This window comes from Galbibacter sp. (assembly GCF_035306585.1).
In the GTDB taxonomy this organism is placed as follows: domain Bacteria; phylum Bacteroidota; class Bacteroidia; order Flavobacteriales; family Flavobacteriaceae; genus Galbibacter.
This window is the reverse complement of record NZ_DATGNU010000042.1, coordinates 1-21,671: the sequence shown is the minus strand read 5'-3', so window position 1 is coordinate 21,671 and position 21,671 is coordinate 1. Positions and strand designations below refer to the sequence as shown.

Here is a 21,671-nt window from a genome sequence, read left to right as displayed (position 1 = left end):
CTCACCTCTTCCCATTCCGAACAGAGAAGTTAAGCCCGCCAGCGCCGATGGTACTACGAAAGTGGGAGAGTAGGTCGCCGCCTTCTTTTAAAATCCTAGTGTTTATTAGCACTAGGATTTTTTTTGCCATAAAGTCAAGTGTATTTCCCTGCAAAAATCTAAAAGGAAGTTTTCAATTTTTTAAATTGCCTTTTAAAGATTTTTTAAGATGAAAGTATACCGTTTAATTGGTTTAATTGGCTTGTTACTAAGCTCATTTACGCTTCAAGCTCAGGATAACTGTACTAATTGTGTTTTATTAAAAAATCATGGACATAGTATTCCAATACAACATATAGAGGGTAATAAAATCGCTTATATTAATTTAAGTGACCAAGAATTAAAGATATTTAAAAGTACTTTACAAAAGTATGCCCCTATTACGCTTCTATCTACAGAACAAATTGATCTCAATACGCTAAGTTCGTACAATTATATAATCTATACAATATCAGGAGAATACATCGACTGGGAATTATTGTATAAAATATCCAAACTCTCTTCAAATACTAAAACAATAGCCGTCGGCTTTGAATCGTTGGAACGTTATAGTTTTAATGATTTTTTATTTGACTCCGATGTATTGTTTCAACTCCCTGAGAGCTCTGTGGCTAATCAATTACATGCGGCCTCTTTAATTTTTGGAGGTGCTGGTTGCACTGGGGAACTACATACTTCTATACCTGGTCATTATAGTAAAGGAAGTGGACTCAAGATTCAACAGACCATTCGACTAGGATATTCCCTTGCCGAGAAGGAAGGACTTGATTCGAATTACATCCATACCAAGGTGGATTCAATTATCAAGCGGGCTATTAAAGAGAAAGCTTTTCCTGGAGCTCAGGTATTGGTTGCTAAAAATAATAATATTATCTATCATCAATCTTTTGGGTACCATACCTATGACAGTGTTGTTCCAGTTTCAAACAATGATTTATATGATTTAGCTTCTGTTACAAAAATCAGTGGACCATTACCAATTCTTATGCAATTGGTGGATAAAGGGAAAATTGAATTAGATGAAAAGTTCAGTACCTATTGGAAGGATTGGCGCCATCGTAAGAATAAGAAAGATTTAACTGTTCGAGAAGTATTAGCCCATCAAGCGGGGCTACAGCCTTACTATGTTTTTGTGAATGAAGTAATGAAAAATGGTCATTTTAAAAGGAGGTTTGTAAGAAGTAAACCTAGTAGGCGATTCCCCACTCAAATTTATGACGGACTTTATATCAATAAGAACTTTCCACGGAAAATGTATAAAATCCTCAATCGCACAGCGGTATCACCCGTAAAAAAATATAAATACTCAGGATTGAGTTTTATGTTGTTTCCGAAAATGATTCAGCAGATCACTGGAGTGCCTTATGAGCAATACCTAATGGATTCAATTTATAAACCTTTGGGTGCGGATCATTTGATGTTTAATCCAAAGGGTAAATATCCGGATTCATTAATTGTTCCTACAGAGATTGATACTATTTTCAGACACACCCTAGTAAAATCATGGGTTCATGACGAGAATGCTTCTTTACTTGGAGGCGTCTCGGGAAATGCCGGACTTTTTGGGACAGCTGAGGACCTGGTCAAACTTATGTATATGTACCAATCTATGGGGGTTTATGGCGGGAAACGTTTTATTTCTGAAAGTACATTAAGAGAATTTACCTCCATTCAATATCCTGAAAATGGTAATAAAAGGGGATTAGGGTTCGATAAGCCCTTAATAGGAAATGCTGATCTCCATATTTCAAAAGCTTCACCAGCACCTCAGGTTAGCTCCGAGAGTTTCGGTCATGGTGGATTTACTGGGACCTACGTTTGGGCAGATCCAGTGCACCAAATTGTTTTTATATTTTTATCCAATAGAGTGTATCCGAATCGATCACATTCCGCCTTGTATCAATTAAATGTGAGGCCTTCTTTACAGCAAGTTTTTTATACCGCAGATATAAAGGACTAAATACGGCTGCATTGTATAACATAAGAAAATGAAACTTATTAAGTGTTGAATTGTTACTTTAAATCCTTATATTGGGTTCGCAAATTTAATTATTAACTATATTATTTAAATCATTTTATGAGAATAGCAATCACGATGATAGGACTAGCGCTTCTTGGTATTACCACCTCCTGCGGATCCCACACATCATTGTTTAATGGAAAAAATCTAGATGGGTGGCAAGTATACGGTACCGAGAAATGGTATGTAAATGATCAAGGTTTATTAGTGTCAGAAAGTGGACCAGATAAGCAGTACGGTTATTTAGCTACGGAAAAGACATTTAGAGATTTCGAAATCACTGCTGAGTTTAAGCAACAGGACAATGGGAATAGTGGAATATTCTTTAGATCCGATATTGAAGGAACAAAGATATCAGGATGGCAAGCCGAAGTTGCACCACCTAATCATGATACAGGAGGCGTTTATGAATCTTATGGACGTGGTTGGTTGATTAAGCCAGACAAGGAGAAAGATCAGTACTTGAAATTTGGAGAGTGGAATACGATGAAAGTGAGGGTTGTGGGCGATCGTGTAACCACTTGGTTAAATGGACATGAAATGGTCGATTTTACGGATGAAAAAATAGGAGAAGCTACTGGGAAAATCGCGCTACAAATCCATGATGGAGGTGGTATTAAGGTTTTCTGGAAAAACATTAAAATTAAGGAGTTGTAGTAAATTTTTTAAAGTAAATTATTAAAAGTGTCTGCGTCTTGGTTTCCCTTGATTCAGCACTTTTTTTATAACTTGATTTGAAATCACTCTACAGATGAACCTTTCTTGGTTTTGGAGCCGAAGAATGATTTCATAATGGTTTTTAAGCTGTAGAACCCCATCACAATTGCCGCTACTGCTAGAAGCAATCCAACGATGAGTACAGGCCAATACCACGGGTGTCCTTGATTTTTAAAGGCCTGATAAATCACAATCGGCGCAGTAAACATTAACATCACTGTGTAGGCAAAGTACTTTAAACTTTTCAGCAATAACGCTCTATCTGTTTTAGGTGTGTTATTGTTCATTTCGATAGGCATTAACGGCTTTTCGTACACTTCCATTGGAGTCTAATAGTTGTTTTGCTAACTGATGAGAGACTCCAATTTCATCTATAATCATTTGAATACCACGGTTAACCAGCTTATGATTACTCAGTTGCATATCCACCATTTTGTTTCCCTTCACGCGACCTAATTGTATCATTAAACTCGTTGAAATCATATTAAGTACCAACTTTTGTGCGGTACCTGCTTTCATGCGAGAACTTCCAGTGACGAATTCAGGTCCTACTATAACTTCGATAGGATATTGCGAAACTAAGGACATTGGACTATTTTGGTTGCACGTAATACACCCTGTAATGATATTGTGTTGATTGCATTTCTCCAGTGCCCCTATAACATAAGGAGTAGTTCCAGAGGCAGCAATGCCAATAACAGCATCTTTGGAGGAGACTTTATGTTTTAGCAGATCTTCCCATCCTTGCTCTTTGCTATCTTCTGCATTTTCAACAGCCTTGCGTATGGCCTTATCACCTCCTGCAATTAAGGCAATAACTAAGTCCTCTGAAACACCAAAGGTAGGTGGACACTCCGAAGCATCAACAACGCCTAGACGACCACTGGTTCCAGCTCCAATGTAAAATAGTCTTCCACCATTTTTTAGTTTAGGAACTATAACTTTTACAAGTTTTTCAATTTCTGGTATGGACTGCTTTACTATCTGAGGGACAGTTTGGTCTTCTTTATTTATATTCTGGAGCAATTCTAGAATTGACATTTTTTCTAAGTCATTGTAATGTGATTCTTGCTCTGTAGTTTTTGTAAATTCCATTTGGCAAAAGTAAAGATTATTAGTTAATACTATAGAGAAAGTGCCGACTTTATCCCTTATCGAGTAAAAACAATTGAACCTTAAATATCCTAATTAAAAAACGAATTCAAATGATCTTGCACGTTATTTTTAATGGGCTGATAAAGTCTTTTGGATTGTGTCTATTTGGAGCAATAACTAGGTCTTTTTAACACCAAATTTTTCTTTAGGAGGCTTAGTGTCTATGACCTGACCATAGTTGGAGTTTAACAATACACAACATATCATTCAATTTACTTTGTCAAATCTATAGCCGAAACATTTCTACTCACTCTAGGATCACTGTTAATCCACCACATAGATATAGGTGTCATTTTGTGAGACTCTAAAATAACCTAAGGCATAATTTTCTGGGTTGCTTGTATTTATTATATTTCCCTTTACCGTTGCGGGTTGGGTTACAAAGGGCCCCATACTTTCTCCAGATTGCGTAATAAGGGTATACATATAGTTATAGTATTGTCTAGAAATCCCATAAAGACTCACTTGAACCTGGTCAGATTTTTCCAATTCCTCACTTACAAATATGGCGAACATCTCATTCCCATTGAGTAACCGATCTTCAATTACGTTGATAGTGTGGTCCTTTTCAGCTTCAAATTTGTAGAAATAATAATTTACTTCATCGACCGGATCATCAAAATAAGCTTTAATTTCAACATATTCTCTTGAAAATACTGTTCCGTCATTTTGGGTGATGTATGTTAAATCTGTCACGGTCACCATCGCTTCTTTACCTTGGTATAACTGATCCTTATATTGAATAAATAGGGTATAAGACATATTTTCTTGAGCGTTGAAATGATCCGTGGTGTAGATTCCAGAGTTTGCTTCTTCATTAAAATCGTAACGCTGGCCTTGTGCGTTTTCTATGTAGACTATTGCTCCTGTGGCTGGCGATAGTCCCGTCTCAAAATAGGGTGTTGTTTGGCTCAGTGTAATGCGCTGATGTTTTCCATCTGTATCTTTACTCCAATTAATGGAGGCTTCCACTACAAGTCTAGGATCTTCAGTAGATAGATCTACATCGACCACCTCCTCACAGGATAAAAACACCAGAGAAGCTAGCAGTGTGGGTATGTTGACAAGATTTCTCATTTAAAATTTAAAGTTATACGTTATCGAAGGAATAATACCAAATATGGAGAGCTTTACCGCTTCATTTTGATTGGTCTCTAAGTTTTCTCTAAAAGTTAGCGAAGCTGCGTTCTTACGATTGTATATATTATATACACTAAAGACCCATTCCCCATGCCATCCTTTTTTCTTTTTGGACTTTGGGGTATAGGTAGCGGCAAGGTCCAGTCTGTGGTAAAAAGGGAGCCGATCTTTATTTCTAGGTCCAAAATATGGAAAAGTGCTACCTTCATAATGATACTGTCCAACAGGATAGGTGGTTGGTCTTCCCGTCTGAAAAATAAAATTACCACCTAAACTCCAATTCTCTGATAAACTATAACTGGTTGTAAGAGAAATATCATGCGTCTTATCATAAGGTGTTTTATACCACTGTCCGTGGTTAATTCCAGGTTCATCTGGAGTTCTTCCGGGTGTTTTTTGTTCTGATCGCGATAAGGTGTAGGATAACCAGCCTTGTAAATTTCCAGAATCCTTTCTAAGAAGAAATTCTAAACCATAAGCTTGTGATTTTCCATTTAATATTACTTGCTCAATGGCTTGGTTGGCGATCAGATCCGCTCCATCAATGTAATTCACTCTATTTTTAATGTATTTGTAGTACACTTCAAGTTCTATGGAATAATTTTGCTTGAAATTTTTAAAATATCCTATAGCATATTGATCGAGTATCTGGGGCTTTATATAGGGACCACTAGGCGCCCATACATCCAATGGAGTAGGGGAGCTGGTATTTGAAATAAGATGTAGGTACTGTGACATCCTATTATAGCTTGCTTTGATGGACTGCGAACTATCAATAAGATAGGATATTGCAAACCTTGGCTCCAAATTATTGAACCTCGTAAGTGATTCCTTTTTGCTTGAAGAAATTGTATCGATAGCGGGTGCTTTTTCGTAGATTCCCAAAGCTTGATTGAACAGCACTGGCATATCATCCTCATAGATGTAATATTCCTTCTGTCCTAGTCGATTGAAACTACTAAAACGCAAACCGTAGGCAATGTTGATTCTATCTGATATTTTCTGATCTACATGAATATATGCAGCAGTTTCATTGGCATATTTATCAATCAATTTGAGATAGTTTACCCCGGAGAATTCATTTTGTGGGATGATTTCTCCTGGATTGAATTTGTAGTAGATGTTTTGCACTCCGTATTGCAATTCCAGATTATTTGAAAGATAATGTTTTAAGTCATATTTTACATTGAAATTCTGTATGTTGCTATTCCATTTGAAGCCCACAAAATCCAAGGTGAGTCCATAGTAATAGTCACTGTATATCAAGGAGAGGTTTGAAAACAGCTTATCCGAAAACAGATGATTCCAGCGAAGATTTGCCACTGAATTCCCATATGAATTTTTAAAACTTTGATCTATATTAAACACATCACGTCCAAAATACCCAGAAAGGTAAATGGAGTTTTTGTCGTTAATTTTAAAATTCAATTTGGTGTTTAAATCGTAGAAAAAAGCGGTGTTATCATTCTCTGAAAATTTCAAGAATAAATGTGCGTATGAACTTCGGCCACCAATTAAAAATGAACTTTTATCTTTAACAATTGGGCCTTCGGCTAATAGCCTGGTGGACAGTACCCCTATACCACCTGTTAGATTAAAGTTATTGCTGTTTCCTTCTTTTTGATAGATGTCCAAAACGGAAGAAACTCTTCCACCATAACGAGCGGGTATACCCCCTTTATAAAGTTTTACATTTTTGATGGCTTCTGGATTAAAAACAGAAAAGAAACCAAATAAGTGATCGGAATTAAAAATGGTAGCCTCGTCTAAAAGAATCAGATTTTGATCTGTAGCCCCGCCTCGTACATTAAAACCTGAAGATGCTTCCCCTGCATTACTAACACCTGGAAGTAACAATAAGGATTTAATTACATCAGTTTCACCCAATACAGCGGGTATTTTTTTTATTGTTGCAATGCTTAAATTGTTAACGCTCATTTGTGGCGTTTTCACATTGAGCTTTTCAAGATCCTTTTGTACTACTACTTCTTGTAAAATTTCAGTACTAGAAGTTAATTCAAAATTCTTTTTGGAAGATTCATTTAAGCTGATCTGTTGGTCGATGTCCTGATAGCCAATATAACTTACCAATACTCTATGAGACCCTTTTGGCAGGGTAATGGAATAGAAACCATAGCCGTTTGTAGTAGTTCCAATGTTGAGTTCTGGAAAAATGACATTTACCCCAATGAGTGTTTCATTATTATTTAGATCAGTAATTACCCCGCTTAGCGTGATTTTATCTTGGCAATGCCCAATTAAACCCACACAAAGCAGTATGGTTAAAAAAACTTTTTTTATAAGACACATAGATTCAACCCATTGGTGTCTTTAAAAATAAGAAAACCTCCATTGAAAATGGAGGTTTTGATGTAATATTAGCAGTAGTCTATATTTTGAACGATTAAAGTGCGTCCAATATTGCGTTAAACGTTGCACTTGGGCGCATAGCCTTGGTTGTCTTTTCAAGATCAGGTTGGTAATATCCACCGAGGTCTATTGCCATGCCTTGAGCCTGATTTAATTCTTCTACGATAACGGTTTGTTTATCTGTTAGCGCTTTAGCTATGGGCTCAAAAGTAGCCTTTAACTCTTCATCTTGATTTTGCTGCGCTAAGGCTTGTGCCCAGTACATTCCTAGATAAAAGTGACTTCCTCTTGTGTCTAACTCACCAACTTTTCTAGAAGGGGATCTATCCTCCTCTAAGAATTTTTCTGTGGCCTGATCCAATGTATTTGCTAAAACAAGAGCCTTTGGATTGTTATTCACATTACCATAATGTTCTAAAGAAACCGCTAATGCTAGAAACTCCCCAAGAGAATCCCATCGTAGGTGACCTTCTTCCATAAACTGTTGAACATGTTTAGGAGCAGAACCACCCGCACCAGTTTCAAATAATCCACCACCATTCATTAAAGGAACTATCGAGAGCATTTTAGCACTTGTACCTACCTCTAGTATTGGAAATAAATCTGTCAAGTAATCACGTAAAACGTTTCCAGTGACAGAGATGGTATCCTTACCGTCTTTAATTCTTGCTAATGTATAAGCAGTCGCTTTTGCTGGAGACATGATTTGTATATCCAATCCTTGCGTATCGTGATCTTTTAAATAGGTAGTTACCTTTTTTATTAACTCTACATCATGTGCTCTTTCTTCATCTAACCAAAATACCGCTGGAGTATTTGATTCACGCGATCTGTTTACGGCAAGTTTTACCCAATCTTGTATTGGTAAGTCTTTTACCTGACACATTCTCCATATATCACCAGATTCGACTTTGTGTTCTAAAATCACAGTACCTTGATTGTTCAATACTTGCACTACACCATCGGCTTGAACTTCAAAAGTTTTGTCGTGTGAACCGTATTCTTCTGCTTTTTGAGCCATCAAACCAACATTAGGAACTGTGCCCATTGTAGTTGGATCAAGAGCGCCATGTTTTTTACAAAAATCTATAGTCTCTTGGTATACCGCTGCGTAGCTACTATCTGGAATAACTGCCTTAGTGTCCTGTGATTTTCCTTCAGCATTCCACATCTGCCCAGAATTTCGAATCATGGCAGGCATAGAGGCATCTATGATGACATCACTAGGTACGTGTAAGTTAGTGATACCTTTATCAGAATTCACCATTGCTAAATCTGGCTGCTGCTCCAGTATGCGGTCAATAGTTTCTTGGACTGCTGCTTTATCATCATCAGATAACTCTTGAACTTTTTCAAGTAATTCAGCCAATCCATTATTTGGATCAACATCAACTTTTTCTAGGATATCCCCATGTTTTTCAAACAAATCTTTAAAGAAAACCTTTACGGTATGTCCGAAAATAATAGGATCAGAGACCTTCATCATGGTTGCTTTTAGGTGTACAGAGAATAACACCCCTTTATCCTTAGCATCTATTACTTGTTTTTGTAAAAATGAAACTAAGGCGTTTTTACTCATTACAGTAGCATCAATGATTTCACCCTTGAGTACTTGGAGCGTTTCTTTAAGTACAGTGATCTTGCCATTTGCTTCCTTCAACTGAATTTTAAGTGTATCCGCCTCAGGCAGGGTCAAAGACTTTTCATTTGAAAGGAAATCTCCTTCAGTCATAGTAGCCACATGAGATTTTGAATCTGAACTCCATGAACCCATACTATGAGGATGTTTTTTGGCGTAATTTTTTACCGCCTTTGGAGCTCTTCTATCAGAATTTCCTTCACGAAGCACTGGGTTAACTGCACTTCCTTTTATGCTATCATATCTAGACTTAATATCTTTCTCTTGATCGCTTGTAGGTTCGTGCGGATAACTTGGGATATCAAATCCTTTGGCTTGTAATTCTTCAATTGCATTTTCTAATTGAGGAATGGAAGCACTGATATTCGGTAACTTAATTATATTCGCTTCAGGTGTTTTAGCAATTTCACCTAGTTCTAATAAATCATTAGGAACTTGTTGGTCTGCCGTTAGCTTATCAGGAAATACGGCTAGTATCCTTGATGCTAGTGAAATATCCTTCGTTTGAATTGCTATATTAGATGTTGCAGTAAAAGCTTTAACAACAGCCAACCAAGAATAGGTTGCCAATGCAGGAGCTTCATCTGTTTTTGTATAAAGAATTTTTGGTGATTGTGACATTTATTTGAAGAACTAATTTTTGATTAAACTTCACAAATATACGATTTAATCCACTTTTTTGACCATAGAAAACAAAGCATTTGCCTGTAAAAAGTGATATTTCGGCTACACTGAGAAAACCCTTAAAAAAAGGAGTTAAAACTAAGAAAATGGTAAATTATCATGTGATTTTTACGGAAGTAATAATGTGTATTTAAAAGAAAAAAGCCATATCAATACAATTTATGCTTTGATATGGCTTTCCTAGAAATAGATTTGTAAATTTTGCTTCTTTCTTTCGTTCCACAACTATTACAATTCCATTTCTTGAAACATTCTGTCCTCTCAATAATTTAATCAAGATCTAACTAAAATGTTTCGATTCGTTGATTCTAAAATTCCTACTAACACTTTAACTATACAGTTACCGTACTTTCGGCACTGACTCTATTTTAATTTTTACATTAAAATAAAATTCAAACTTTTGTCAAGTTAATTTGAAATTGACATTGACAACATATTTAAGAACAACTCGTTTTCCAAAAGCATTACCTGCTTTCTTTAACACTGTTGTAAATATACAATCATTAGGAATACTAAAGCAAATTTTTAACAGATTATTAATCAACAACTTATAAACTGGAGTTATGAACAATTGTTAATAAAAAAACCACGTATAGTACGTGGTTTCTAAACTGTGTTGTATTTTGATTATTTTCTAATCTCTTTGATTCTTGCTTTTTTACCAGTAAGACCTCTGAAGTAGAAAATACGAGCTCTACGAACTTTACCTCTCTTGTTGATCTCAATCTTCTGTAGCGCTGGCATATTTACTGGGAATATCCTTTCTACTCCAACAGTACCTGACATTTTTCTAATTGTAAAGGTTTCTGAAGTTCCAGTACCTCTTCTTTGGATAACTACACCTCTGAAGAACTGAGTACGTTTCTTTTCTCCCTCCTTAATTTCGTAGTATACAGTGATCGTATCTCCTGCTGCAAATTCAGGAAATTCCTTTTTTTCTACAAATTCGTCTTGTACAAATTTTACTAAAGGTTCCATTTCTTAATATTTATGTATAGATTAATTCAAATAAACGTTCACGATTCTCGTCAGAGGTTTAGTTGAAATCGGATGCAAAATTAATCATTATTCGTTAATATACAATTTTTTATAAATTATTTTTATCGAGTAAATCTGGCCTTCTTTCTTTGGTTCGTTGATGGGCCTGTTCTTCGCGCCATTGTTCGATTTTAGGAAAGTTCCCACTCAATAGAATTTCAGGCACTTTATGTCCCTTATAATCTGCTGGTCTGGTATAAACTGGCGGGGCTAATAGATCATCTTGAAAAGAATCTGTTAGGGCCGAGGTTTCATCATTAAGGACACCTGGGATCAATCTTATGATGGCGTCGCATAGGACGGCAGCCCCTAATTCTCCACCTGAGAGTACGTAATCGCCAATGGAAATTTCCTTGGTGATAAATAGATCTCGAACGCGTTGGTCAACGCCTTTATAATGTCCGCAAAGAATAATAAGATTTTGGCATAGCGAAAGTGTATTAGCGGTCCCTTGGTTTAAGGTGACTCCATCAGGAGTCATGTAGATCACTTCATCATATTGGCGTTGTGATTTTAACTTGCTTATACATTTGTCAATTGGTTCGATCATCATTACCATGCCTGCACCACCGCCAAACTGATAGTCATCTACGGTTTTATAGTTATTGGTGCTATAATCTCTTAAATTGTGAAAATGCACCTGTACTAAATCCTTATCGACTGCTCGTTTTAAAATGGAGGCATCAAAAGGACTTTTAAGTAATTCTGGCAATACCGTAATAATATCAATTCTCATTTACCTGTACTTTAAAGTACTGCAAAAGTACACCGAAGGTTGATAGAAAGAAAACCTATTAAATAAAAAAAACTCCTTAATAGGTATCAAGGAGTTTAAATACGTACTATTTTGAATTTTTTTTACTTTGATTTTGCGAGTTTTTGCTTGTTGATTTCGTCTTGTAATTGACGACGAGCCTTTTGCTCTCTCTCTAGCGCTTTTCTTCGGTGCTCTTCGTATTCCAATTCTAACTCCGCTAAAGACTTTTTTGCCTCTTGTGTAATAACGTTCGCATTTTTGAATTTGTACACAAATAACCCTAGGATAAGTACTAATACTACAACGATTCCCCACATAATTCCTTTATAGGCAGGTTTGTTTATTAAGGCTCCAAAAAATGAAATACTATCTTTTTCTTTGGTAACAGTAGCGAGATTATTGTTGCTTTCTGCTAATTGTGCATTTAATTCATTAATCTTCTTTTCTTGTTCTACAGCAAGGTTTTTAGATGCCAGTAATTCATTCTCTACACGTTTAACGGAATCTAGAGTATTGTTTCTTAGAATGTATAACCAATTCTTTTTAACTACCTTGTAGTCTTGATAGTTATTTGATTTTTGAAAAATATATTCAAACTGATTTTCAATACTACCTGTTGTCAATGATAGTTTCTCCTCAGCTTCTTCTTGGGCTTGGAGGGTAAAAGTGGTTAGAAAAATTAGAATTGCTGCTTTAAAGAATTTCGTCATCATCGTCAATTACGTTAAAAATATTTATTTGGGGTTACTAATCCGTCGAATGTTTATGTGCAAACGAGCACAATATTAAGTTATTGTTGGTAAAAATAAAAAAGTTTATCGAGGTTTTAGTCTTGAATTGTAAATTTTATTGACAATCAAGGGGTTATATCTGGAATTCCTTGTGATAGTAACAATGAACATTCCTTTTTCAAGGCCCCTAACTGATCGTGTGAAAATACTACGAAATAATTAGTGAGTAGGGCAATGCGTATTACAGCGACCGATATATTTTAAATGTTATCCATATTAGAACGATTGTTTAAATAGCAATTAAAACGATCCCTTAGCCCTTTGACTAAGGGATGTTATAGACTAATAATAGGTGAATCGTCTGACCTTTGCAATATGTTTGGCAAGGCGCATCACCTGCTGGCTGTAGCCGTACTCGTTATCATACCAAATGTAAAGGGTAACGTTCCTTCCATCTTTCGAGACAATAGTGGCATTACTATCATATATGGCTGGTGCTGAAGCTCCAATAATATCACTAGAAACCAATTCGTTATTCAATGAGTATTTGATCTGCTCTACTAAATCACCCTCAAGAGCGTACTTTTTTACAATGGTATTTACCGTGTTTAAAGTGGTTTTCTTTTCTAACTCAAGATGAATAATTGCCAAAGAGCCGTTAGGTACTGGAACTCTTATCGCATTAGAGGTTAATTTTCCTTTTAACGATGGGATAGCTTTGGTAACGGCACTTCCAGCACCAGTTTCAGTAATGACCATATTAATGGCAGCGGACCTACCTCTTCTATATTTGTGATGCATATTATCGACCAAGTTTTGATCATTGGTATAGGCGTGTACACTTTGCAGATGGCCTTTTTTAATACCTAAACTTTCTTCAATTACTTTCAGAACGGGGGTAATGGCATTTGTAGTACAGGAAGCAGCCGAGAAAATGGCATGTTTATCCAAAGGATATTGTTTTTGATTTACGCCATAGATGATGTTGGGGATGTCTTTCCCTGGGGCAGTCAAGAGCACCTTATCAACACCTTTGGCCTTGAGGTGTTTACCGAGTGATTTTTTATCCCGATACACTCCTGAGTTGTCGATCAACAACGCCTTATCAATACCACATAAAGTATAGTCCATTGTCTCTGGATTTTTTGCGCTCAATAAATAAACAGTGGTCCCATTAATAATGAGTGCTTTTTTTTGTTCATCTATGGTGACCGTTCCAGGAAAAACACCATGAACTGAATCGTGCTCTAAGAGCGAGGCACGTTTAATAAGAGACTCTTTACTGATTTCCCCTCGTATAACAATTGCTCTTAGTCTTAGTTGAGATCCTAAACCCGTACTTTGCATGAGTTCTCTGGCCAGAATTCTTCCAATACGGCCAAAACCAAAAAGGACGACATCTTTGGGTTGGATAGCACTGGATTTTTTGGCATGTTTTAGTTTGTCAATGACAAAAGCCGTAGTATCTAATAAACGATTTTCGTTCATATGGTATTCATAGGTCAGCTTTCCCAGATCTATCTTAGACGGGGGAAGGTTCATGTCCTTAATGGCTTGCGCAATATCAACAGACTCAAAAATAGACATCGGTTTGTTTACGAAATCTCCAGCGTACTGGTACAAATGCATGACCTTGCTAACATTAAGGTCGATTAGTGGATTTCTAAATAGCACCAATTCAATAGCATTTTCATACCATAAATCGCTAACGATTTTAATAAGCTCAATTCCAGCTTTTCGTCGGTCTGCCTGAAAAGCCAATTCTTTCTCATACGAAGTTGTTGTGGTTACCATTGTTGTTATTTAGCTTGTTTGATAATATCTTAATGTTGGCAAAAGTATATATTTCAAACGTTTTCGTAAAATATTATAGTCAAAAAAAAGAGCTTCATCGAAGAAGCCCTTTTTAAAGAAAATTTTAAAATCTTTTAATTGCGGTAAATCAGTCTTTCGCGTTCACCGTTTTGATTGACAAATACTAGTGTCATCACGCCAGAGCGCTGCGCTTTGGCCACGGCACTTTTGACATCCTCTATGTTTTTGATTTTATCGTCATTGATTCCAATGAGGAGTTTTCCTTCCAAGCCAAGACGGCTATTGTAGTTATTGGTGTCAAAAATCAACACCCCTGCTTGGCCATTAAAACGATCCTTTGCGGCCTCGGTTTGTTCTTGAACCGAAATCCCTATTTCTTCAATGGTATAGACATAGGCACTGTTACTCAATAGTTCCACGGTCTTATGAATGGTCTCTCCATCTCTTAAAAGGTGAAGTTGTACTTTGTCAGTAGGCCTTTTACTTCGTAAATAACCCACTAAATCAGAAAACTTACTGATTTTGATATGATCAATTTTCACAATAATATCACCAGGCTTAACACCTGCCTTATCAGCACCGGATTTTTTAAAAACCTCGCCGACTAACAGGCCTTCGGATTCTTCTATTCCATTAGCTAGACCTTGCCCAGTACTTAGATCTTGTACTCTAACACCTAGACTACCCATTTGAACATTTCCGAACTCCATAATGTCATCCACGACTTTTTTAGCAATGTTACTTGGAACGGCAAAGGAATACCCGATATAGGAACCGGTTTGCGAGGTAATAGCGGTGTTAATACCTATTAAATCTCCACGGGTGTTTACTAGGGCACCTCCACTGTTTCCAGGGTTCACCGCTGCATCAGTTTGGATAAAGGACTGTATGTTATTATCTCGACTATTTAAATCACGTGCCTTAGCACTAATAATCCCTGCAGTAACCGTTGAGGTGAGATTAAAAGGGTTTCCAACGGCCAATACCCACTCTCCAAGTTGGATTTGGTCTGAATCACCGAAAGCTAAATAGGGTAAATCTTCGTCAGCTTCTATTTTAAGAAGTGCGATATCGGTCTCAGGATCTGTACCTATGAGCTCTGCAGCATAAGATTTGTTGTTATTTAAGGTCACCTGAAGTTTTGTGGAGTTCTCAATAACGTGATTGTTGGTCACGATATATCCATCGGGAGATATAATTACACCTGAACCAGTTCCAACCTGAGCACGTGGTTGCCGGCTATTTCCGTAAAAGAAATCAAAAAGAGAACTTGGGCCAGAGCTTAGGGTCAAGTTTTTAACATGCACCACGGCATGAACCGTTTTATTAGCCGCTTCAATAAAGCTAACATCATCAATAGTGCTAGGTGATGATGGAGTGTAGCTGGCAGTAACAAATTTAGGTTGATTACTTTGATTTTCTATAATGGGAGTTTCACTTTCAAAAGCAACTTTATAAATACCTAAAGAAAGTGCTCCACCTAAAACAGATACTAATAAAAGTGTAAAAAAGTTTTTCATTACGATTGATACTTGTTTAAATTTAACATTTAAAATTAGTTTATATTAAAACTTCAAAAACAACTTTAACGCACTTTAACACTACCTATTACTTGCTGAAAAGCGTATATTTGTTTTTACGTTATAAGTATGTTAAAATTTAACAATTGCTTTAAAGGTAACTAGAGAAATTCAATATTTGCTTTGGGAACAAATGCATTATAGGTACGATATGGAGGTTGATTTTTATAAATATCAAGGAACAGGAAACGACTTTATCATGATTGATAATCGCAAGGGTTATTTTCCGAAGGACAATGTGGATCTAGTTAAGTTTTTATGTGATCGTAAATTCGGTATAGGAGCTGATGGTCTAATTCTCCTTGAGGATTCATCTGAGGTCGATTTTGAAATGGTATACTATAATTCAGATGGAAACCCTAGTTCTATGTGCGGAAACGGAGGACGTTGTCTAGTGGCATTCGCTAATTTCTTAGGGGTTATCCAAGATAGTTGTACTTTTACAGCTGTGGACGGTCTTCACCAGGCAAAAATTAAGGATTCCATAGTAAGTCTCGCTATGACTGCGGTGGAAAAAATTGATAATTTTGGTACCCATAGTTTTTTAAATACCGGTTCTCCTCACCATGTTCAGCTTGTCAATCAGCTCAAGGATCTTGATGTAAAGGTCGAAGGGGCTAAGCTTCGTTACGGAAAGTATGGTAATTCAGGAAGTAATATCAATTTTGTGCAACCCATAGAGGGAAACGCCTTTTTTGTGAGAACCTATGAAAGAGGGGTGGAGGATGAGACCCTTTCTTGCGGCACAGGTGTCACAGCGGTGGCCTTAGCTATGCATGATAAAGGAATGATAGATGCAGAGGAAGTACAATTAAAAACACCAGGAGGTGATTTAAAAGTTTCTTTTATCAAAAGTGACTCAGGATATCATTCTATTTTTCTAGTAGGCCCTGCGACTCAAGTTTTTAAAGGAACAATTACAGTTTAGTCTAATGATAAGTTTATCAGGAAAAAATATATTTTTAAGAGCTCTTGAACCAGAGGATCTGGATTTCTTATTTACACTAGAGAATGATGAAAAGGTATGGGAAATTAGTGAAACTTTAGCGCCATATTCCAGATATATTTTAAAACAGTACCTAGCCAATAGTCACAAGGACATCTATGAGGTTAAACAGCTAAGATTAGCGATATCTGATTATAACAACCATCTTTTAGGGCTTATCGATTTATTTGATTTCAATCCCAAACACAGTAGAGCAGGGGTGGGAATCATTGTATTAGAGGAGGCCAATAGAAACAGAGGTGTAGGAAGAGAAGCCTTATCCTTATTGATAGATTATGCATTTAATTATTTAAATTTACATCAACTATACGCTAATATTTCTTCTGAAAATAAGCCAAGTATTCACCTGTTCTCCAATTTAGGTTTTGAACGAGTAGGCGTTAAGAAAGATTGGAATTACATCTCAGGGAAATATCAAAATGAAATTCTGTATCAAAAGATAAATCAATAATGTACATACGAAAAATACTAATCGCAGTTATATTAATTGGCGCTATAGCTGGAATGGCTTTTGCTTATTTTGTTTATAATGCAGTCTTTGTACCCAATACAGCCTTTGAAAACGACAAAGCATATATCTATATACGGTCAAACGACGATTTTAATGCGGTATTGGATCAATTAGAACCTTTATTAAAAAATAAAAATACTTTTTTGGCTGTTGCGAAACGGAAATCCTATGTGGCTAATGTGAAGCCTGGGAAGTACGTTATTGAGAAAGGGATGAACAATAATGATATTATTAATAGTTTGAGAAGTAGAAATATCCCTGTCCAACTTTCGTTTAATAATCAAGAGACCCTTGAGCGCCTTGCTGGTAGGGTTTCAGCTCAAATTGAAGCGGATAGTTTGTCTTTATTAAAGGCCTTTAAGGATACTGTATTTCTCAACAAGGTTGGCCTTGATCCTTCGACAGCTCTTGCTATGTATGTTCCTAATAGCTATGAATTCTTTTGGGATACATCAGCAGAAGAATTTAGAGACCGAATGTTAAAAGAATATGAGCGTTTTTGGAATCAAGAAAGGCTAAGTAAAGCGGATAAGATTGGGCTAACCCCTTTAGAAGTGATATCCTTGGCCTCCATAGTTCATAAAGAAACCGCTAAGGTGGATGAACGTCCACGCGTGGCAGGGGTTTATATGAATCGACTCAACAAAAATATGCTTTTACAAGCTGATCCTACGGTGATCTATGCTATTAAAAAAGAATCAGGGAACTTCGACACGGTTATTAGGAGGGTTTTATATAAAGATTTAGTGCTCGATTCTCCTTATAATACTTATAAATATGCTGGAGTGCCACCAGGGCCGATTGCCATGCCAGATATCTCCGCAGTGGATGCTGTGTTAAATTATGAAAAAAATGAGTATCTTTATTTTGTTGCGGATGTTGAAAATATTGGGTATCACAAATTTGCCAAAACCCTAGCGCAGCATAATCGCAACAAACAAGCGTACGTTAGATGGATCAATTCCACAGATATTAGACGGTAGTTTTAAATTAAGATAGTTTTAACGTATTGATTTTCTATTTATTAAAAAAATCGTATATTTGCCCGCTCAATTTTAAGCAATCACTTAATTGATGTAAGTCTTAAAGAAATTAGATATAATGAATAAAAAACAAGTATTAAAATTCAATGTTTTAGTAGCTGTTTTGGTTTTGACACTTATACTTAGTTTCGGGTTTTCTGCAATTCAAGAACCAGAAGTCACTCAGCATGATTCAAATAAGGTAACGGGTTTACTTGCCTATACGGTAAGTATGGAAGAGGAACCAGCCCTTAAAGAATTTGAACAACCTCCATATTTAGGGAAATCTTTTAATGGATTTAAAGAGGCCTTAGCATTTAAAGAGTCCAGAGGAGATTATTTTACTGTTAACCAATTTGGTTATATGGGGAAATATCAATTCGGGACTTCCACCTTACGCACTATCGGGATTCATTCTAATGTTGATTTTTTAAATGATCCTGAACTTCAAGAACGTGCTTTTATCACTAATCTTGAACGAAACAAATGGATCTTAAGAAGAGACATTAAATGGTATGTCGGTCGCGTTTTTAACGGCGTTGAGGTAACCGAATCAGGAATTTTAGCAGCAGCGCACCTTGCTGGCCCAGGAAATGTAAAGCGTTATTTACGTACCCATGGTGCTAGTGGGTTTGAGGACGCCAACGGTGCCTCAATACGATATTATATGAAAAAATTTGCAGGATACGATGTTACACATATCAAAGCTGAAAAAGCAGCTAAGATATAAAACAGCATAAGATTAGTTAAAATAAGAGCCTTGGAGATCACTTCAGGGCTTTTTTTATGCCTTAAAGGCAAATTAATTTGAATGTAACACAAAAATTGTTGGACGCTTGTGTAAATCGACCGTTGAGGATTTCCACTGCTTTACAGTTTTGGTTTTGATAAACTCTTGTGCCAAAGTAATATCTGCAGCAACTGTGAGAAGTGTATTTGGTTGTAGTGTAGTTATTAAATCTTTGAATAGTTTGTCATTTCGATATGGCGTCTCCATAAAGATTTGTGATTGTCCGAGCTCGCTTGAGCGTCTTTCTAATTGTTTGAGGGCTTTCTTTTTCTCGGCTTTGTCAATGGGCAGATATCCATTAAAAGCGAAACTCTGTCCGTTCATTCCACTGGCCATAAGTGCCAATAGTATAGAGGAGGGACCAACCATTGGTACCACCTCAATGTTGTTTTGATGAGCTAAGGCCACCATTTCAGCGCCTGGATCTGCCACTCCAGGACATCCGGCCTCTGAGATAATACCAACATCATACCCAAGTAGACAAGGCTGTAAATAGTCTGAGAGGTGCTCAGATGCGGTGTGTTTGTTTAAGGTCTCTAACCTTAAGTCTTGTTGGATTTTTGTAGGGCATATTTTTTTTATAAATCGTCTTGCTGTCTTTTCGTTTTCGACTATAAAGTAAGTTGTTTTTTCGATCAAATATTTTACCGAAATCGGTAAAACTTCCATTGGATCGTTCTCACCCAAAGTCGTAGGAATAAGATATAACTTTCCAAATTTGTTTGGTGTAGACATGTTACATATGTTTTAAGAACCTTATCGACTAGTTTTTATTTAAGGTTCAATCTTTTAACCACCAAATCAGTAGCTTGATCTAAGAGTTGAAAAACATGTTCGAATCCTTGATCACCACCGTAATAAGGATCGGGAACTTCCTTGACCTGTGGATGCTCTAAGATATCCAACATAAGTGCAACTTTTGCTTTATCAGATGCATCTCTAGTTAAAGCAATGATATTTTGGTAATTCGATTTGTCCATTGCGAATATGTAATCGAATTTATCAAAATCCTCCACAGTAAATTGCCGTGCACGTTGGTCTGTGATGTCAATGTTATATCGAGAGGCTGTTGCGATGGATCTTGGGTCAGGGCCCTTTCCTATGTGATAGCTAGCAGTTCCCGCAGAATCCACTTCCACCTCTTTAGAATCGACCTTTGATTTTAAGATACCTTCAGCTAAAGGGGAACGACAAATATTTCCCAAACAAACCATTAAAACACGTGTCATTATTGGGAGAATTTTTGATTTAAATCGTCGATGTATTTCCTGAATTGTTTATCAGTTTCCGCTAAGTTATCAACCGTTTTACAAGCATGTAGTACAGTAGCATGGTCACGTTTGCCAATCTGAGACCCAATGCTTGCAAGAGAAGCTTTGGTGTACTTCTTGGCAAAGAACATCGCTAATTGTCTCGCTTGAACGATATGTCGTTTTCTAGTTTTGGACTGCAATGTTTCCACATCCATTTGGAAATAATCGGAGATCACTCTTTGAATGTAATCAATAGATACCTCCCGTTTAGTGTTCTTAACGAACTTTTCGACAATTTGATTCGCCAGTTCAAGAGTTACTTCTTTTTTATTGAACGATGATTGTGCAATAAGAGAAATGATAGCACCCTCAAGCTCACGAACATTTGTTTTGATATTTCTTGCTACACAGTCGATAATTTCTTCTGGCATTTCCACCCCATCTCTATAAAGACGATTCTTTAAAATGGAAACCCTGGTTTCGTAATCTGGATTTTGCAATTCTGCTGAAAGTCCCCACTTAAAGCGCGAGAGCAAACGCTGCTCAATATCTTGCATATCCACAGGGGCTTTATCAGAGGTTAAAATCACTTGCTTGCCGTTTTGGTGCAAATGATTAAAAACATGAAAAAAAACATCTTGGGTCCCTGATTTTCCAGAAAAAAATTGAACATCATCTATAATGAGCACATCGATGAGTTGATAAAAGTGAATAAAGTCATTTCTTGTATTTTTCTTTACCGACTCAATATACTGTTGTGTAAATTTCTCTGCTGAGATATACAACACTGTTTTTTCGGGGTATTTATCTTTGATCTCTACACCAATTGCGTGTGCAAGGTGAGTCTTTCCAAGACCTACGCCTCCAAAGATAAGTAATGGGTTAAAAGAAGTCCCACCAGGCTTGTTTGCTACAGCCATTCCAGCAGAACGGGCAAGACGGTTGGAGTCCCCTTCTAAAAAGTTGTCGAAACTGTAATTGGGATTTAATTGTGATTCAATTTTGATATTCCTGATTCCTGGAATAACAAACGGGTTTTTGAGTTCTGGGTTTTTGTGCTTAACAGGAACATCAAGTTCTTGTGGTTGCATATTAGCCCTATTGGAACTAGGGATGCTCTCGGTGAAAGGTTGCTTGTTCCCATAGGTGTTTTCCATGCGGATCACATAAACCAATTTGGCATTTTCCCCTAATTCACGTGTAAGAGCTACTTTTAATAACTTCACGTAGTGTTCCTCTAGCCATTCATAAAAAAATTTGCTGGGAACCTGAATACTTAGCGCCTTATCAGTTAACTTTACAGATTTTATGGGCTCAAACCAAGTTTTAAAAGCTTGGGGTTGTATGTTGTCCTTTATGAAGTGTAGACAATTTTCCCATACAGATTCTGCAGTTACGTTCATT

The 21,671-nt window shown here is 36.7% G+C and carries 19 protein-coding genes and 1 rRNA gene; 7 read left to right on the top strand and 13 right to left on the bottom strand.

Annotation, left to right across the window (positions count from 1 at the left end):
- The 3 genes from rrf to VKY50_RS04365 form a co-directional block, all read left to right on the top strand.
- A 5S ribosomal RNA gene (gene rrf, locus VKY50_RS04375) occupies positions 1-86 on the top strand; the annotation flags it as partial.
- A gap of 122 nt (positions 87-208) precedes the next feature.
- On the top strand, positions 209-1,999 hold the full coding sequence (locus tag VKY50_RS04370) for a serine hydrolase domain-containing protein (protein ID WP_324299239.1): 1,791 nt from the start codon (positions 209-211) through the stop codon (positions 1,997-1,999).
- A gap of 117 nt (positions 2,000-2,116) precedes the next feature.
- Positions 2,117-2,716: a 3-keto-disaccharide hydrolase gene (locus tag VKY50_RS04365; protein ID WP_324299237.1), complete on the top strand. Its 600-nt coding sequence runs from the start codon at positions 2,117-2,119 to the stop codon at positions 2,714-2,716.
- A gap of 83 nt (positions 2,717-2,799) precedes the next feature.
- Here VKY50_RS04365 and VKY50_RS04360 read toward each other — a convergent pair whose 3' ends face one another.
- The 10 genes from VKY50_RS04360 to VKY50_RS04315 form a co-directional block, all read right to left on the bottom strand.
- Positions 2,800-3,063, bottom strand: coding sequence for a DUF6095 family protein (locus tag VKY50_RS04360; RefSeq protein ID WP_324299235.1), 264 nt, complete (start codon positions 3,061-3,063; stop codon positions 2,800-2,802).
- Complete coding sequence (gene murQ, locus VKY50_RS04355) at positions 3,053-3,904, bottom strand: N-acetylmuramic acid 6-phosphate etherase (RefSeq protein WP_324299241.1); 852 nt, start codon at positions 3,902-3,904, stop codon at positions 3,053-3,055. Before murQ ends, VKY50_RS04360 begins: the two co-directional genes overlap by 11 nt.
- 291 nt (positions 3,905-4,195) lie before the next feature.
- Positions 4,196-5,008, bottom strand: a complete 813-nt coding sequence (locus VKY50_RS04350) for a DUF4249 domain-containing protein (protein WP_324299233.1) — start codon at positions 5,006-5,008, stop codon at positions 4,196-4,198.
- The gene (locus tag VKY50_RS04345) at positions 5,009-7,381 is read right to left on the bottom strand and encodes a TonB-dependent receptor (RefSeq protein WP_324299231.1); all 2,373 of its coding nucleotides are present in this window, start codon (positions 7,379-7,381) and stop codon (positions 5,009-5,011) included.
- A 94-nt stretch (positions 7,382-7,475) separates the two neighbouring features.
- Positions 7,476-9,701: an NADP-dependent isocitrate dehydrogenase gene (locus VKY50_RS04340; RefSeq protein ID WP_324299229.1), complete on the bottom strand. Its 2,226-nt coding sequence runs from the start codon at positions 9,699-9,701 to the stop codon at positions 7,476-7,478.
- 690 nt (positions 9,702-10,391) lie between these two features.
- Positions 10,392-10,742, bottom strand: a complete 351-nt coding sequence (rplS, locus tag VKY50_RS04335) for a 50S ribosomal protein L19 (RefSeq protein WP_324299227.1) — start codon at positions 10,740-10,742, stop codon at positions 10,392-10,394.
- Between the two features lie 109 nt (positions 10,743-10,851).
- Positions 10,852-11,538 (bottom strand): tRNA (guanosine(37)-N1)-methyltransferase TrmD, encoded by a 687-nt coding sequence (gene trmD / locus VKY50_RS04330; protein ID WP_324299225.1) that lies wholly within the window; start codon positions 11,536-11,538, stop codon positions 10,852-10,854.
- Positions 11,539-11,660: 122 nt separating this feature from the next.
- Positions 11,661-12,272: a tRNA (guanine-N1)-methyltransferase gene (locus tag VKY50_RS04325; RefSeq protein WP_324299223.1), complete on the bottom strand. Its 612-nt coding sequence runs from the start codon at positions 12,270-12,272 to the stop codon at positions 11,661-11,663.
- Positions 12,273-12,632: 360 nt separating this feature from the next.
- Positions 12,633-14,084 (bottom strand): glyceraldehyde-3-phosphate dehydrogenase, encoded by a 1,452-nt coding sequence (locus VKY50_RS04320; protein WP_324299221.1) that lies wholly within the window; start codon positions 14,082-14,084, stop codon positions 12,633-12,635.
- 134 nt (positions 14,085-14,218) lie between these two features.
- Complete coding sequence (locus tag VKY50_RS04315; protein WP_324299219.1) at positions 14,219-15,625, bottom strand: trypsin-like peptidase domain-containing protein; 1,407 nt, start codon at positions 15,623-15,625, stop codon at positions 14,219-14,221.
- Between the two features lie 211 nt (positions 15,626-15,836).
- Between VKY50_RS04315 and dapF the strand changes: the two genes are divergently transcribed.
- The 4 genes from dapF to VKY50_RS04295 all read left to right on the top strand — a co-directional run bounded on the left by dapF (position 15,837) and on the right by VKY50_RS04295 (position 18,954).
- Entirely contained in the window at positions 15,837-16,613 is a 777-nt protein-coding gene (gene dapF / locus VKY50_RS04310; RefSeq protein ID WP_324299217.1) for a diaminopimelate epimerase, read from the top strand.
- 4 nt (positions 16,614-16,617) lie between these two features.
- Positions 16,618-17,142, top strand: a complete 525-nt coding sequence (locus VKY50_RS04305; RefSeq protein ID WP_324299215.1) for a GNAT family N-acetyltransferase — start codon at positions 16,618-16,620, stop codon at positions 17,140-17,142.
- Positions 17,142-18,185 carry an endolytic transglycosylase MltG gene (mltG, locus tag VKY50_RS04300; protein ID WP_324299213.1) on the top strand — a complete coding sequence of 348 codons (1,044 nt, stop codon included), beginning with the start codon at positions 17,142-17,144 and terminating at the stop codon, positions 18,183-18,185. Before VKY50_RS04305 ends, mltG begins: the two co-directional genes overlap by 1 nt.
- 118 nt (positions 18,186-18,303) lie before the next feature.
- Entirely contained in the window at positions 18,304-18,954 is a 651-nt protein-coding gene (locus VKY50_RS04295; protein ID WP_324299211.1) for a lysozyme family protein, read from the top strand.
- A gap of 72 nt (positions 18,955-19,026) precedes the next feature.
- Here VKY50_RS04295 and VKY50_RS04290 read toward each other — a convergent pair whose 3' ends face one another.
- Genes VKY50_RS04290 through dnaA form a run of 3 tightly spaced genes read right to left on the bottom strand, consistent with a single transcriptional unit; the run spans position 19,027 to position 21,670 of the window.
- Entirely contained in the window at positions 19,027-19,749 is a 723-nt protein-coding gene (locus VKY50_RS04290; protein ID WP_324299209.1) for an SAM-dependent methyltransferase, read from the bottom strand.
- Between the two features lie 35 nt (positions 19,750-19,784).
- Positions 19,785-20,243 carry a low molecular weight protein-tyrosine-phosphatase gene (locus VKY50_RS04285; protein ID WP_324299207.1) on the bottom strand — a complete coding sequence of 153 codons (459 nt, stop codon included), beginning with the start codon at positions 20,241-20,243 and terminating at the stop codon, positions 19,785-19,787.
- A complete protein-coding gene (dnaA, locus tag VKY50_RS04280) occupies positions 20,243-21,670 on the bottom strand; it encodes a chromosomal replication initiator protein DnaA (protein WP_324299205.1) in 1,428 nt (475 codons plus the stop codon). Before dnaA ends, VKY50_RS04285 begins: the two co-directional genes overlap by 1 nt.
- Between the last annotated feature and the right edge of the window lies 1 nt (position 21,671).